At 66.6% G+C, this 15,334-nt stretch carries 13 protein-coding genes; 8 read left to right on the plus strand and 5 right to left on the minus strand.

Annotated elements, in window-relative coordinates; translation table 11 throughout:
• Positions 1-294 precede the first annotated feature (294 nt).
• From ACWD0A_RS07790 to ACWD0A_RS07810, 5 genes are all read left to right on the plus strand, one after another.
• Positions 295-3,066, plus strand: a complete 2,772-nt coding sequence (locus ACWD0A_RS07790; RefSeq protein ID WP_451295650.1) for an alpha/beta fold hydrolase — start codon at positions 295-297, stop codon at positions 3,064-3,066.
• Complete coding sequence (locus ACWD0A_RS07795; RefSeq protein ID WP_451295652.1) at positions 3,063-3,938, plus strand: ABC transporter permease; 876 nt, start codon at positions 3,063-3,065, stop codon at positions 3,936-3,938. The genes ACWD0A_RS07790 and ACWD0A_RS07795 overlap by 4 nt, the downstream gene beginning before the upstream one ends.
• 121 nt (positions 3,939-4,059) lie before the next feature.
• On the plus strand, positions 4,060-5,649 hold the full coding sequence (locus ACWD0A_RS07800) for a vWA domain-containing protein (RefSeq protein ID WP_451295654.1): 1,590 nt from the start codon (positions 4,060-4,062) through the stop codon (positions 5,647-5,649).
• 105 nt (positions 5,650-5,754) lie between these two features.
• Positions 5,755-6,228, plus strand: coding sequence for an anthrone oxygenase family protein (locus ACWD0A_RS07805; protein ID WP_451295656.1), 474 nt, complete (start codon positions 5,755-5,757; stop codon positions 6,226-6,228).
• 105 nt (positions 6,229-6,333) lie between these two features.
• Entirely contained in the window at positions 6,334-6,864 is a 531-nt protein-coding gene (locus ACWD0A_RS07810) for a MarR family winged helix-turn-helix transcriptional regulator (protein WP_451295658.1), read from the plus strand.
• Between the two features lie 77 nt (positions 6,865-6,941).
• On the opposite strand, the gene ACWD0A_RS07815 is transcribed toward ACWD0A_RS07810, so the two are convergent.
• Complete coding sequence (locus tag ACWD0A_RS07815; protein ID WP_451295660.1) at positions 6,942-7,268, minus strand: hypothetical protein; 327 nt, start codon at positions 7,266-7,268, stop codon at positions 6,942-6,944.
• A 396-nt stretch (positions 7,269-7,664) separates the two neighbouring features.
• Here ACWD0A_RS07815 and ACWD0A_RS07820 point away from each other — a divergent pair, with 396 nt between their 5' ends.
• Positions 7,665-8,411 carry a hypothetical protein gene (locus tag ACWD0A_RS07820; protein ID WP_451295662.1) on the plus strand — a complete coding sequence of 249 codons (747 nt, stop codon included), beginning with the start codon at positions 7,665-7,667 and terminating at the stop codon, positions 8,409-8,411.
• Between the two features lie 452 nt (positions 8,412-8,863).
• Complete coding sequence (locus ACWD0A_RS07825; protein WP_451295664.1) at positions 8,864-9,133, plus strand: hypothetical protein; 270 nt, start codon at positions 8,864-8,866, stop codon at positions 9,131-9,133.
• A 280-nt stretch (positions 9,134-9,413) separates the two neighbouring features.
• Here the strand turns inward: ACWD0A_RS07825 and ACWD0A_RS07830 are convergent, their stop codons facing one another.
• Positions 9,414-9,869, minus strand: a complete 456-nt coding sequence (locus tag ACWD0A_RS07830) for a PIN domain-containing protein (protein ID WP_451295666.1) — start codon at positions 9,867-9,869, stop codon at positions 9,414-9,416.
• On the minus strand, positions 9,859-10,128 hold the full coding sequence (locus ACWD0A_RS07835) for a type II toxin-antitoxin system Phd/YefM family antitoxin (RefSeq protein WP_451295668.1): 270 nt from the start codon (positions 10,126-10,128) through the stop codon (positions 9,859-9,861). Before ACWD0A_RS07835 ends, ACWD0A_RS07830 begins: the two co-directional genes overlap by 11 nt.
• 699 nt (positions 10,129-10,827) lie before the next feature.
• On the opposite strand from ACWD0A_RS07835, the gene ACWD0A_RS07840 reads away from it, so the two are divergent.
• A complete protein-coding gene (locus tag ACWD0A_RS07840) occupies positions 10,828-12,306 on the plus strand; it encodes a hypothetical protein (protein WP_451295670.1) in 1,479 nt (492 codons plus the stop codon).
• Between the two features lie 297 nt (positions 12,307-12,603).
• Here the strand turns inward: ACWD0A_RS07840 and ACWD0A_RS07845 are convergent, their stop codons facing one another.
• Positions 12,604-14,196: a hypothetical protein gene (locus ACWD0A_RS07845; RefSeq protein ID WP_451295672.1), complete on the minus strand. Its 1,593-nt coding sequence runs from the start codon at positions 14,194-14,196 to the stop codon at positions 12,604-12,606.
• A gap of 141 nt (positions 14,197-14,337) precedes the next feature.
• Positions 14,338-15,330, minus strand: coding sequence for a hypothetical protein (locus tag ACWD0A_RS07850; protein WP_451295674.1), 993 nt, complete (start codon positions 15,328-15,330; stop codon positions 14,338-14,340).
• Between the last annotated feature and the right edge of the window lie 4 nt (positions 15,331-15,334).

Below are 15,334 nucleotides of genomic sequence, written 5' to 3' on the forward strand. Positions count from 1 at the left end.
TTACGGGCAAGTACGGGCGTGCATGGTGCCAGGACGTGCGGTTCTGTCCACCAGAGTCGTGTGACGTGACCTGCGACACAAGGGAGCGGGAGGTGGATGGTCCCCGCATGAACAAAGGGATCTGACTACCAGTCAGTAAGTGTGGGTCTTGTGTGCCCCTGCCTCGTGCCCGGAATGTCCGGTGCTCGTACCGCGTCCGGTGTACGCGGACCAGCCGCGTACTCCTCAGGAAGGTCCGTGGGTTCCGCCTGGCGGCAGCCGAGCTCGCACAGGCCGTCCGCTTAGGGTTTTCCCATGGAGATCCGACTTCCCCGGTCCCTGGGCCGGCTCAGGACCGGACCACGCGGCCGATGGCTCGCCGGTGTCGCGGCCTTCGCCGTCCTCGCGGGCGCGGGCACCTGGACCGCGGTCGCCGACGACGGCCCGCCCGCCGTGCACCGCGAGGACCGGGCGCTGGACATGCCCGGGGCGCAGATCGACACCTCGTACTTCACCGCCGGCGGCGACGGGCGCCGGCCCGCCGTGCTCATCGGCCACGGCTTCGGGGGCAGCAAGGAGGACGTACGGGCCCAGGCGGAGAAGCTGGCCCAGGACGGGTACGCCGTCCTGACCTGGTCGGCACGCGGCTTCGGGAAGTCCACCGGACGCATCGGCATCAACGACCCCCAGAAGGAGGTCAAGGACGTCTCCCGGCTGATCGACTGGCTTGCGCGGCGGCCCGAGGTGCAGCTCGACGAGGACGGCGATCCGCGCGTCGGCATCACCGGCTCCTCGTACGGCGGCGCGATCTCGCTGCTCGGCGCCGGGTACGACAAGCGCGTCGACGCCATCGCCCCCCGGATCACGTACTGGAACCTCGCCGAGGCCCTGTTCCCCGACGACGTGTTCAAGAAGCTGTGGGCCGGCATCTTCTTCTCCACCGGGTCGGCACCCGACCCCGGCCGGCGAGTGGCCCCGCCGCCCGCCGGTGAGGCCCCCGCGGGCGAGGCCGCCGAGCAGGGCGCCGCGGACGCTTCCGGCGGCCGCACCGCCGCCGGCCCCGTGAACCCGGCCGGCTGCGGCCGCTTCGAGCCGCGGCTGTGCGCCATGTACGAGCGCGTCGCCGTCGCCGGAAGGCCCGACGCCGAGGCCCGGGCGCTCCTCGAGGAGCGCAGCCCCTCGGCGGTGGCGGACCGGATCGCGGTTCCCGCGCTCATCGTCCAGGGCCAGTCCGACTCGCTCTTCACGCTCTCCCAGGCCGACGCCATGGCCCGGGCCGTCAGCGGCAACGGCGCACCCGTCGCGGTCGACTGGACCGCCGGCGGGCACGACGGCGGAGACCGTGAGACGAGCCGCGTGGAAGCGCGGATCACCGCCTGGTTCGACCGGTACCTGCGGCAGGACAAGGGCGCGGACACCGGGCCCGCCTTCCGTGTCAGCCGCACCGGAGGCGTCGACTCGACCGACGGGCAGGCACTGCTGCGCGGCGCGACCGCGGACCGCTACCCGGGCCTCGCGAGCGGCCCCCGCACGTTCCCCCTCACCGGACCCGAACAGCGCATCGCCAATCCGGCGGGCGCCAACCCGCCCGCCATCTCCGCCGTCCCCGGACTCGGCGGCGGGGCCGGATCGCTGTCGTCGCTCGGCGTCGGCCTCTCCCTCGACTTCCCCGGCCAGTTCGCGAGCTTCACCTCCGCGCCGCTGGGCCGCGCCACCCGGATCACCGGCTCCCCGCGGGTCACCGTCGAGGTGGCCGCCGACCGGGGCGACGCCGTGCTGTTCGGGAAGGTGTACGACGTCGGGCCCGACGGCAGGCAGCAGGTGCTGCCCGCCCAGCTCGTCGCGCCCGTCCGGGTCGAGGACGCCGCGCGGGCGCAGAAGGTGACCCTCACACTGCCCGCCGTGGACCACGAGGTCGACGCGGGACACCGGCTGCGTCTCGTCCTGTCCGCGACCGACCTCGGCTACGCCTCCCCGGGCGAACCGGCCACGTACACCGTCTCCCTCGCCGGAGCGCTCACCGTGCCCACCGCCCCCGCCGTGCGCACCCAGGCCGCCGGCCTGCCCTGGTGGGTGTGGGCGCTGCCGGCCGCCGGAGCCCTTGTCGCGGCCGCCCTGCTGTTCACCGCCCGCCGCCGGGCCGTCGCACCGGCGCCCGACCCGGAGCGCGCCGGCGTACCGCTGGAGATCAGCGGACTGACCAAGCGCTACGCGAAGTCCGCGGACCGGTACGCCGTACGGGACCTCTCCTTCCGCGTCGAGAAGGGCCAGGTGCTCGGACTGCTCGGGCCCAACGGCGCCGGCAAGACGACCACCCTGCGCATGCTGATGGGGTTGATCCGGCCCGACGACGGCGAGATCCGCGTCTTCGGCCACGCCATCAGGCCCGGCGCCCCCGTGCTCTCCCGGGTCGGCGCGTTCGTCGAGGGCGCGGGTTTCCTGCCGCACCTGTCGGGCCGCGAGAACCTGGAGCTGTACTGGCGGGCGACCGGCCGCCCGGCCGCCGACGCGCACATCGAGGAGGCGCTGGAGATCGCCGGCCTCGGTGACGCGCTGGCCCGCGCCGTACGCACCTACTCCCAGGGCATGCGACAGCGTCTCGCCATCGCGCAGGCCATGCTCGGCCTGCCGGACCTGCTGATCCTCGACGAGCCGACCAACGGGCTGGACCCGCCGCAGATCCGCGAGATGCGGGACGTGATGATCCGGTACGCGGCCGGGGGCCGGACCGTCATCGTCTCCAGCCACCTCCTGTCGGAGGTCGAGCAGTCCTGCACCCACCTCGTCGTCATGGACCGCGGCCGGCTCGTACAGGCCGGTCCCGTCGCCGAGATCACCGGCGAGAGCGACACCCTTCTCGTCACCACGGCGGGCGAGGTGCCCGAACCGGTCGTCGAGAAGATCGCCGCGCTGCCGGGCATCGGCTCGGCCGTGCGCACGGACGAGGGCCTGCTCGTACGGCTGGACGGCGCGAGCGCCACGGCGATGATCACCGAACTGGTCCGTCTGGACGTGCCGTTGACGGGCGTCGGACCGCACCGCCGCCTGGAGGACGCGTTCCTCACCCTGATCGGAGGCTCGGCATGAGCGCGCCCGTGCAAGACGCCACGCCCATCGGGTCGGCCCCCGGCTACCGGGCCGGACGCACGCTGCCCCTGCGGGTGGAGGCGGTCCGGCAGCTGAGGCGGCGCCGGACCCTGGTGATGGCCGGGATCCTGGCCGCGCTGCCGTTCGTCCTCATCGCGGCGTTCGCGATCGGCGGCACCCCGGACGGCCGCGACAACGGCCGCATCACCCTGATGGACACGGCGACCGCGTCCGGCGCCAACTTCGCCGCCACCTGCCTGTTCGTCTCGGCGGGCTTCCTGCTGGTGGTGCCCGTGGCGCTGTTCCACGGCGACACCGTCGCCTCGGAGGCGAGCTGGTCGTCGCTGCGCTACCTGCTCGCCGCCCCCGTGCCCCGGACGCGTCTGCTGTGGTCCAAGCTCGCCGTGGCGCTCGGCTTCAGCGCGGCGGCGATGGTGCTGCTGCCGCTGGTGGCGCTGGTGGCGGGCACGGTCGCCTACGGCTGGGGGCCGCTCGAACTGCCGACGGGCGGATCGCTCGGTGCCGGGACGTCACTGGGGCGGCTGGGGATCGTGGTGGCGTTCGTCTTCGTCTCCCAACTGGTCACGGCGGGCCTGGCGTTCTGGCTCTCCACCAAGACCGACGCACCGCTCGGCGCGGTCGGCGGCGCGGTCGGGCTGACCATCATCGGCAATGTGCTGGACGCCGTCACGGCGCTGGGCGGCTGGCGCGAAGTGCTCCCCGCGCACTGGCAGTTCGCCTGGATCGACGCGCTCCAGCCGCAGCTGGAGTGGACGGGCATGGTGAAGGGGGCGTCCGTGTCGGTCACGTACGCGCTGGTGCTGTTCGCGCTCGCCTTCCGGAACTTCTCCCGCAAGGACATCGTGTCGTAGGGGTCGGCCGGCCCTGTGCCGTTGCCGCATTGAGATCCTTCCGCAACCCCTTCGTCTGCTCCTTCCGGCGGTCTCGGACGTCACATTCACAAGTGCCGTTCGATGCGAGGGGGAGAACCGGATGACGTTCAGTTCATGGGGGAGAAGGGGCGGACGGGCGGCCAGGACGGCGGTGGCCGCCGCGCTGGCCGGCGGCATGCTGCTGACGTCGGCCTGCTCCGGCTCCGAGAACATCGCCACCGACCAGGCCGACAGCCGCAAGCCGGACCGCGCGCTGCCCGCCCCGGCCGTCCCCGACGGCGGCGGGGGCGCGCCGGGCGAGGGGGCCGCCGAAGGGGAGGCCGACAAGGTGCGCGAGTCCGCACCGCCCGCGGACTACCTGTCCACCTTCGCCCTCGACGTCGACACCGCCTCCTACGGCTACGCCCGCCGCACGCTGAAGGAGGGGCGGCTGCCGCAGGCGCACGAGGTGCGGCCCGAGGAGTTCGTCAACAGCTTCCGCCAGGACTACGAACGCCCCGAGGGCAACGGTTTCTCCGTCACCGTCGACGGCGCGCGGCCGCAGGCCCCGGAGGGAGAGGTGCACGGGGACGGCGGCGGCGAGGACTGGTCGCTGGTCCGCGTGGGACTGTCCACGGCCGCGCCCGCGCGCACGAGCGAACGGCCGCCCGCCGCGCTCACGTTCGTCATCGACATCTCCGGCTCGATGTCCGAGCCCGGCCGCCTGGACCTCGTCAAGAAGTCGCTCGGCACCCTCACCGACCAGCTGCGCGACGACGACTCGATCGCCGTCGTCACCTTCAGCGACGAGGCGGAGACCCGGCTGCCCATGACGCGGCTGGACGGCAACCGCGACCGGATCCACGACATCGTCGACGACCTGGAGCCCACCGACTCGACCAACGTGGAGGCCGGGGTCACCACGGGCTACGAGGAGGCCGTCGAAGGCCGCAGGAAGGGCGCCACGAACCGGGTCGTGCTGCTCTCCGACGCGCTCGCCAACACCGGGCGGACGGAGGCCGACGCGATCCTCGACCGCATCGACGACGCCCGCCGCGAGCACGGCATAACCCTCTTCGGCGTCGGCGTCGGCAGCGACTACGGCGACGCGCTGATGGAACGCCTCGCCGACAAGGGCGACGGGCACACGACGTACGTCTCCGACGAGGAGGAGGCGAGGAAGGTCTTCGTCGACCAGCTGCCCGCGCACGTGGAGCTGCGCGCCCGCGACGCCAAGGCCCAGGTCGCCTTCGACCCGCAGACCGTCAAGCAGTTCCGGCTCATCGGCTACGAGAACCGGGCCGTCGCGGACGAGGACTTCCGCGACGACCGCGTCGACGGCGGCGAGGTCGGCCCCGGCCACACGGTGACCGCGCTGTACGCCGTACGCCTCCGGGAGGGCGTGAGCGGCCATGTCGCCACGGCGACCGTGCGCTGGCTCGACCCCGCGACGCGGGCGCCGCACGAGCGGTCGGGCTCGGTGGAGACCGGCGCGATCGACGGGGCGCTGTGGGACACGGCGTCCAAGTGGCTGCAGGTGACGGCCGTGGCGGCGTACTTCGCCGACGAACTGCGCGACGGCTCCGTGCCGGGCTCACCCGGTCTTGCCCGACTGCGCGATCACGCCCGGGCACTGGCGGACTCGACGGAGGACACGGCCGTGCGTGACCTGGCGGACGCGATCCGCCGGGCCGTGCGCCTGAAGGACTGACGGCGGAGCGCCTGGAGGACCGAGGGGAGGGGCGGCGGGGCCGCGAGGGGCGCGGGAGCGTCAACTCGGCTGCACCGCCCACCCCGCCGCGCCATGATGTGGCCCATGCCGACCCTCCTGCTCGCCCTCGCCGTCATCTCCACCGGTCTGTACGCGGGCTTCATGCTCATCTTCCTGACCGGCATCATGCCCGGCTTCGCCCGGTTGTCCGACGATCAGTTCGTGGCCGCGATGCGCCGCGTCAACGAGACCGTGCCGCGGGCGGTCTTCCTCCTCGTCTTCGTCGCGATCGTCGCCTTCCCGGCCGCCGCGCTCGCCGTCCCCGTCGAGGGCCGCACCGCCACCGAACGGTGGCTGATCGTCGCCGGGCTCGTCTGCGCCGTCCTCAACCACCTCGTCACCGTCGCCGGCAACATCCCCCTCAACAACGCGCTCGCCGCATCCGAGAACGCCACCCCGCCCGGGTCCGACAGCCGGGTCCGCGCGGCTTTCGAGAGCCGGTGGAACCGGCTGCACCTGATCCGCACGCTCCTGACGCTGGCGGCCTTCGTCCTGCTGGTGTGCGCCGCACTCCCCTAGCCATCGGGCCCGACGCAGCGGAAGCCGGCCGGCCCGGAGTCCGCGTCGCGCGCCTGACCGGGGACCGGCGATGCCGCGGCCGGGACCGCGCGGTAGAAAGATGGCATGAACCAACCAGCGCGGTCCGCAGGGGACATGGACGACGTCGACGCCGTGACCCGCGCGGTGCTCACCGCGTCCAGGCTCCTCGTCGCGGTCTCCGCCCGCTCGCTGGCCGCCGTGGAGGACCGGGTCACGCTGCCCCAGTTCCGGCTCCTGGTCGTACTGTCCACGGAGGGGCCCGCGAAGCTGGTCGTCCTGGCCGAGCGGCTCGGGGTGAACCCGTCGACCGCGCTGCGGATGATGGACCGGCTGATCGCCGCCGGTCTGGCGGACCGGCAGGTCAACCCAGACAACCGCCGCGAGACCGTTCTGCGGCTGACGGACGACGGCCGGCGCATCGTCGAGGACGTCACCGGCCGCCGCCGCGAGGAGATCGCCGCGATCGTGTCCCGGCTCGACCCGGAGCAGCGAGCGGCACTTGTCGATGCACTGGGGGCGTTCACCGAGGCGGGCGCGGAACCCGCCGTCGGGGGCCGCGAGGCGGAGCTGTATCCGCTGGGCTGGTCGGACGTGCCCCAGGGCGGCCACCGCTGACGCCGGCCGTCGGCCGCCCGTCGCCACACCCGTGGCGGTGAGCGCGGTGACCAACGCCGCGGCCACCAGCAGGGCGCTCACCCACAGGGGTGAGCGGTAGCCGAAGCCGGCCCCGATCGCGGACCCCCGAGCGAAGGTCCGAGCGCCGCGCCCACGTTGCAGGCGGCGGTCGCGCAGGCGCCGCCCAGTGCGAGGACGGCCCAGCCGGCGAGCAGCGCCGCTCCACCGGGCACCAGGACCAGGCGCGGCCGGGTGGCGGCCGGCCGTCCGGCGACGGTCACACCGGCGAACGACCCGATGCCGAACAGCGCGAGTACCGCGGGCACCCACACCGCGTCCAGCCCGGCGACGTCGGTGACCAGCGGGGCGAGATAGGTGAACGTGCAGAAGGCGGCGCCGTTCACCAGCGCCTCGCGGCGAGGTCACGGCAAGCCGCGCGCTGCGCAGGCCGCAGTTCGCCGCGCACACGCGGAGCGCCGCCTGCCGGGCCGGCCGGCACCGAGCGGGCGAACGGCCACGACGGCGGGCACGGAGACGAGGGCGATGGCCCAGAAAGCCGAGCGCCAGCCCCACAGTTGGTGAGCAGCGCCCCGGCGGGCACGGCGGCGACGCACGCGAGCGTCACGCCGCCGAGCAGGACGGAGGTGGCGCGGCCTTGGCGCCGGCGTCGACCATGTCGGTCGCGGCTATGGCTCGCTTGGCCGGCGGCCCAGCCCCACCAGACATGCCGACCGGCACACATCCACAGCAATCGACGGGTCCACGAGAGTGCGCTTGCGGCGATCTGCTTGGATGCCGCGATGACGACGAGTTCTCCTCTTACCCGCGCGGATGACGCCGATTCCGACCGCCTGAGGACCCTGCTGGAACGTGCCGCCAAGGGGCGGGACAGTCAGGCCTGGAACGACCTTTGGACCGAGCTTTACCACAACGGTTCCCTGGATGTTGCCAATCCATTGGTGCTGCACACGCTGACCGACATGGCGGAGGGCGACCATGCCGACACGGCAGCTTCGGCCCTGTTCCTGGCCGGCGCACTTCTCGTCCAGGCGGATCAGCGGTACGAAACCCGGGAACTGCGCGACCGGCATGCGCCGGAGGTCGCACGCCTGCTGGCCGCCGCACACCGGTGGCGGCAGGTCACCGCCGACCGGAATGACTACTGCCAACTGCTTGAGGCGGTCCTGAACCTGGAGGGTGACATCCACTGGGCACAGGACTTGATCTGGGGCGTCGTCAACGAGGAATACGAACTCGAGTGCCCCGATCCCGACGGGTGCGCGTCGCTGTGGGTGATCACCGGAGAGCGGGGCTTCTTCAGTGCGGCGGAAGACAACGCCCTCTCCGACGACGTCGAAACCTACCCTCTTCATCCGGCCGACCCCCGCGCCCTGGAAGGTGTCGGCCGCCGTCTCTACGGCCTTGCCCTGGCCGACGGCCACGAGGACGTCGCGCGCGCCCTGACTTACGCCTTCGGCGAGGCGACCTGCCCGGAGTGCGAGCAGCGCCTCTCCGTCGTCGGGCAGGTCGTCGCCAGGTCTAGCTGATAACCGTGTCGGGGTGGCGGGGTCCGGGTATTTGTGCGATCAGGGCGCGCCGGCGGCGGTCTCCGTCGGATCGGGCACGCGACGGACACGGCAGATCTGCCGAGGAGGGGACGTGCTGGGGCACTGCCCCGCCGTTGCCGGGCCGATCAATGCTGACAGTAGGGTCTTCCCTGGAGCGAACTGATCGACAGGGGGGCCATGTCGGGACAACGGTTCACGTTGATAGGCGTGCTCGTCGGCGCGGCGGCGTCGTACGTGGGCGGAGCCCTCATGGAAAGGTCGCGCTGGCGTCGCCAACTCTCGACGTGATGGGATGAACGTCGCCTGGAGTCCTATCTCCGGTACGCCGACGCGATCAAGAGATTCACCTCTTCGGCAGGGCGCTTACGACGGCGGCAGGCAAAGGGCTGTCTGATCTCCCTCAGCCACTCGTGCAGGAAGCCGGCCTGACGATGTACGCGTTCGAGGCTGTCCTCCTCATGGGAGATGCTGAAACCATCTCGGCGGCCAGGGCGCTGCAGCGCCACGCTTGGGTCCTGGAGCAGTTCGCTCGTGATCAGCGCTCGGGAACGCCGGAGGACTGGACGCAGGCCTTCAGGCAGTTTCAGGAGAAGCGTGACGTGTTCTACCTCGCCGCTCGAAAGAGCTTGGGCGTAACCGCAGAGTTTCGACTCCGGACCGAGGACCCGGCCATCCTGGGGGCAGATCCGCGTCAGGTGTAGAGGTCGCTGAGACGAGCGGGGCCGGCCAGGGCCTGGAGCACCTCGCGGGCTACGTCGGCCTCCGGGGCCTCGGTGAGCTCGGCTGACGTCGCCTCGCCGCTCGGCAAGCGGGTGTACGGCCTGCGACACACCTGCCTGAGCGCGTGCCGGCACCGAGGCTCCGGGCGCCGTCTCCGTGCAGATCGAGGTCTCGCGTGACGTGAGTCGGTGACGGGCGGTGGTGTCCGCGACCGGGAGTGGAACCACCTTGGCCTCCGGCGCAGGGCGGGGCGGACGGGTACTACCGGTCGTGCAGGATCTCGGGCCGGGTGACGGGCACGATGGTGATCAAGTCGTCGAGGCCCTTGAAGTCGCCGGGATTGGTGGTGAACAGGGGGAGTCCCTCGGCGGCCGCGACGGCGGCGATCATCAGGTCGGCCACACGGCGACGGGGCTTGCGGCCAGCGGAGACGACGGCGGCGCAGATTCTGCCGTAGATGCGGGCCGCCTCCACGTCGAAGGGGATGGGGTCGAATTCGTTTTCGGCGCGCTGCAGGACGTCCATGCGGCGGGCCCGCTCGGCGTGTTCGTCGTAGTCGCTCTGCTCGCCGCCGCGCACCTGGTGGGGGCCTGCGGAGAGTTCCGCGAGGGTGATGGAGCTGATGGCCATCTCGGCAGGTAGCTCGTCGGCGTCGATCCACTTGCGCAGGATCATGATGTTGGTGTCGAGCAGGCCTTGCTTGTGCTCAACGGGCATACGGGTCGTCCAACTCCTGCTCGACGACGGTGTCCTGGTCGTCGCGGAAGGCGTTCAGCGAGATGTCAGGGGCGGTACGTGACATGGCCGCGAACTCGGCGCGGGGAACGAAGCGGCGACGGCGGCGGAGCGGGATCAGCTCGCCGACACGATGCCCGTCGCGGGTGACGGTGAACGCCTGTCCTCCCTGGACGGCGTCCATGATCTCTTTGGAGCGGGTGCGCAGATCGCGCTGAGTGATCTCCGGCTGCGCTGTCATGCTGTCCACGATACCGAAGGTGTGCTACCCGGTGCTACACCGATACCCGCGATTGCGGATAGGCGAAGGCGCCTGCTCGTAGAGCGATGTGCATCTGGACACGAAAAAGCCCCTCACGCGTTTCCGCAGGTGAGAGGCTATATGCGCCCCCGGCAGGACTCGAACCTGCGGCCAAGCGCTTAGAAGAGAGTGATCTCCTTCTGAAGGATCAAGGCTGTGAACTGCGGCGGAGTACCGCATGAGGCAGACGCTTCGATCGACGCCACCGCGCATTCACCGGAAGGCGGCGTTCCGGAGATCGGCAATGGCTCCGGAGGGCATGCCTAGACGGATCCAGAAATGAGGTCTGAACTGCGTCTTTTCCCTGCTGCGACAGCTCCGCGGCTGATCTCTACCGCATACCACGCGCGATCCATCCTGATGAGTGCAGATACCGACCAGCCGAGGAGCGGCCCGGGGTGCCGAATGGTCGCCGTATCCCATCGGTACCGTCGCGTGAGTGGCACGCCCTACCTTGGCGTGTCCGGCCGAGCGTGATCGTGGCACTGTCCACTGACAGACACCGAGCGACATGTGTGCACCACTATTCGAACGCTGTGCAGGACACTTTTTCCCGAGTCTGTTGCTCGCGTCAGCCCACTCCCATCGCGCCCTCGCGCCCCGTATGATGCTCTCCTCTATATGGAGGGGGATCTTGTCGTGAACGCCACTTCTTCCGCATCTACAAACCTGTTCTTCTCTGATTACTTTGAAATCGACCCCAAAGTCATTGAAGGATACGGGGCGTTCGACATCAGCGTCGTCTCGGACATGCCACTCTTTATTGACCCCTTCCTTTTGTTTAATAGTGACAAGGAGGAGTATCAGGCTCTACATGAACAGATCATTATTTACCTTCGCTTCCTTAGGGATAGAGCTACGAGTGACCTCGAACCCGGACTCATCAAGAACTGGTATCAGTTCAAAGAGGTTAAGCAGAACTGGCTCGGATTCACCTTGTTTGGCAACGAGGGGCGTGCCCTCGGTAAAGAATTTGCGGCTTCCCTGCATAGCGCCTTGGGTAAGATTCTGTCGAACTTCGGCGATGAGACAGTAACCAAGGGCACACACTTGGAGAAGCTCACGCTGGTTACTGGAAAGGTGGGCCGTGACTGCATCAGTGACTTCACGACCAACCTGATCAAGCATTACCTCCTGACATACACGCAGGAGTTTGCACACCGATACATGAGGCTTGATCAGTGTCGGCACTTCTCAGTCCAACGTGCTGCATTCAATTACAATACGGAGTCATGGGAGACTCGGCGATACTATCTGCCGGAATTGCGGGGTGATTTTATTCTGCTCACTCCTCTTGACTTGCTGACTCGGGATGACACGTGGATCAGCCACGCAGAAATGATCAGTCGTTTCGACTATCTACCACAGTCGGTTAGTGATCCGGAAGTGCGTGGGCAGATTAACAACTATTTCAGGTCTCTCCTCGGCAAAAAGCCAACTGCAAGAGATCGTGCCGTGGCTGCCCAGAAGGTAATTAATCAGTTCCCTGAGTTGATCGATCTCTACATCAGGAATAAGGAGGACGAAGGTGTCCGTGCTGCCCCCTTGAGCTTGGCTAAAGCGCTGGACGCCAGAGATGTGCTGGTCAATCAGGTCAAGAAGGCTATCCCTGACATCGAGAGCAAGACTGACTTCTATGAGAAGCCGTGGACGAGCTTCGACGAGGCGCTCGAGCGGGTAGGTGCTTTCAAGCACTACGTAGAGCACCAGGATGGGTACCAAGTAATCAATCGCGCCGGACAACCCTTCTCTAAGGAGACGGAGGTCCAGCTATTCTTCGGATTGATCTGGTGCAAGACAGATTTTGACGTGAATCGCGAACCTAATAATGGTAGGGGGCCTGTTGACTTTAAGGTCAGTTTTGGGTCAGGAGATAAGTCTCTAATTGAGTTCAAGTTGGCAAAGAGTAGTAGCCTAAAGCGAAACCTGCAGAACCAGGTGGAGATCTACCAGAAGGCCAACAACACTCACAAGTCAGTGAAAGTGATCATCTGCTACACGGAAGAAGACGAGCTTCGCGCCAAAAGGATCCTCCGCGAACTTGACCTCGAAAGGGACCCTGCTGTGGTTCTCATTGACGCGCGCAGTGACAACAAGCCGTCGGCGTCAAAGGCATAGCGACCGGTGAAGGAACCTCGGTTCAAGTGCACCACGACCACCGGCTCCTAATGAAGTCGAGCCGTGCGCGAGGCTGTGCAGGCAGAGTGGAGCGCCTCATGCGGTTAGTGATGTGTCGCATCCGTACTGAACACGGAAGGCTTCCGGCCGGCTAAAGCCACCTTCTGCTGACCTTCCAGAGCCTCTTATCTGACCGTTCGGCTCGACTTTTCCCTCAGTGTGGCAGCCATCCCTTGCACCTTTGTCGCCGGGTACGTACGCCGAGTTGTGGGCTACGAGTATATTGAAGCCCGACTCTTAGATGGCGAGTCTGAAGTCCTCAATCTTCTGGCGAATAAGCTCTACGGGATTGTTGCCGAACGCTTTGTCTGTCAGCATTTGAAGAAGGTCGGAATCCTGCAGCACGAGGATCATTTTGTCATGCAGGATCCATTGCTCACGGATTGTAAGGAGTGCCGCCCTATCTGGACCGCAGCGAGAGACGATGATCGCGAAAAGACCTGTCCCGTGGCTCTGCAAATAGTTTGCCACTTGCAGAACTCGCTCCTTTCCCACCTTTCCCGTATAGTTCTTGGGATCGACCACGATGTAGTCCGCGCGGTACTCCCTCCTTAGGAAATCCCAATGGCCATCGTGAGAATAGTTTGGCAGGATGAAATCTCTGCGGTTAACGCCGTTCTCGGTTCGGCTTTCTCTGATCGGAGTACGAAGTGGCGGGCAAAAGAGATACTCAAAGATTTCCTGACAAAGTCGTTGATAGGAAGCCCAATTCTCCTTGCCTGGCTGGAGGGCCAGTAGTCTCTCCTCGAACGTAAATGCGTCCGAATCGCTGTGTGGATCGAAGTATCCTACGTATTTTATCGCCTCTTCTTGCAGTCCAACCACTGAGGCGCGTTGATAAATCCACGAGCCGTCCCACAGAGAGATACCGTGAGTGGACAGATAGCTGCGGTGGGTTTCTGCCAGCCTTCCCGGGGTAGCAAGGATCAGTCTCTGCTCCAATCCTTGATACTGGCCTTTATTGGCAACGGAAGAATATCTCCGAATTTGCCCCACGGCCTCCTCCAATCGGGAAGACGTTTGAGGCACTCGCTTCTTACACTCAATAATGTGTAGCGCCTGGCTCGTTGTTACCGCGATGTCTATTACGGCATCAGGAGAGAGTCGAACTTCAGAATTCACGCGTCCGACTCCTGACCTTTCGAGTAGTAGAGTCAAGAATTCTACAAATTCGGACTCCCTGAAATCTCTATCTGTTTCAGCCGACCTGCCAGATATAAACTTTTCCGGTATGAGAATGATGGAGCAGCCCGTAGTGTCAACAGGAAGTCGAACAATTCCGGCCCGCCATCGCTTTGTGGCGGAGTCCCAGTGGAGGTTGGCGATTTTGACCTCCTTGATGGGGATACTGTGGCGCTGAGCCACGTCCTGCGTGTACCGAATCAGAGGTTCTTTCAGGGCGATGCAAGAAATATCACTAATGCGATCGAAAGAGGCGATTCGGCGAAGGAAGGACCGTGTCACGCCAACGTCCCATGGACCTTCCATTCGTGACAAAGGAAGTTTCATCCTTCCCAGTGGATTGGCCGTCCCCATCGCGAGTCCTCTATGGGAGCTCTTGCCCACTCCCAACCGGAATTCTCGAGGCTCCGACAGTTTTAGAATTTCGGGGGTCTTAGGATTTGCGACGCTGGCATCAATCGATGCCAGCGCGTGATAGACCTCTTTGTAGAAGCTATTCAGGCGCCGCCTGGCCTCTGCCCAGGCTAGGTCGTCGTCTCCAAGTATCAAGTAGGGATCGAGAAAGTATGGTGAATCTGTCTCGAGATCTACATCGAACCAGTCATCGTCATCGGTTCGTTGGATCCTGAAGTATTCAGCGAAGCGCAAACTGGATCTCCGGTTGCCTCAGAGAGAAGTTCCGTGTGTGCCTGATTGCACCAGGAGAGGGGTGCATACCGAGTATGATGTTAGCCAACTACCTACAAGGTCGGCCTCTATATCCCCAAACTCCATTGGAGTAACAGCACATTAAATCGGTGGACTGGCTTTAAAAGTGTGGGTGCGGTGCCAGTCGTAGTAAGGCTCACGGCTCTCGGTCCACCAGGTGACAGTTCGTGAGGCGAGCCTTTCCTGGATGTATGCGGCGACCTCCGGGATGTCATGGGCGAGAGGGCTGACCTGGATGCTGCCACCGGGGGTAACGGTGACGTAGCCGTGTTCATACAGGGCGTCGCAGCCGAAGGTGCAGGCGAGCATGGCGATGTTGACTAGATCGCGCTTCTCGGCGTCGGTGCACATCGAGCGCTTCTTGATGTGGGCGCCGACGAGAAAGGTGCCGGGCAGTTCCCGTCCGCACAGCGCGCACTCGCTAGTGGTGCCGGGCAGGAGGCGCCGTTTCAGGGCGGCCTGTTCCCCTCGTTGGGCCCGCTGGGCCTTGCGTTCCAACTCCCCGTCGAATGCCTCGACGGCAGCCTGCTCAGCTTGAGGGCCGAGGGGAGTGGTTGCCGCGTTGGCCGGGTCCAAGGTCAGGAGCGACTGAAGGGTATCGCTCTCACTGTCGCTGAGCACGATGATGCCCATGACGTTGCGGTTGGACTTCCAACCGAGGAGCTCCCGGACCTCGTCCATGGGAATGTCGAAGCCACGGGTGCCGGACAAGGCGTACATGTATTCCCAGGTGCTGCCGTCGTCGTCGACCTCCCACAGACGCTCGGCCAGGTCCCGGTTGCGCCACATGAGCGCGACCGTGCCGCCGAAGTAGACCTTCTTGTCGCCGGTGAAGAAGACCCAGTCGCCGGGCTGCATCTTGCGGATCCTGGCGACATTGACGTTCTTCTTGCCGGGCACGACGCCCCACATCGGCGCGGCACCCTCGGGGAAGAGCCGCTTGAGTTCTGCCGTCACCTCAGGCTCAAGCAGGTCCGCGTGGTCGTCGAAGACCACTGGGGTGACGATCGTGTCTTGGAAGTGTCGGTTGACGACCTTGCGTGCCAGACCTGCCGGCTGCATGACGATACGCATCTGC

The organism is Streptomyces sp. NPDC002867, assembly GCF_053591895.1.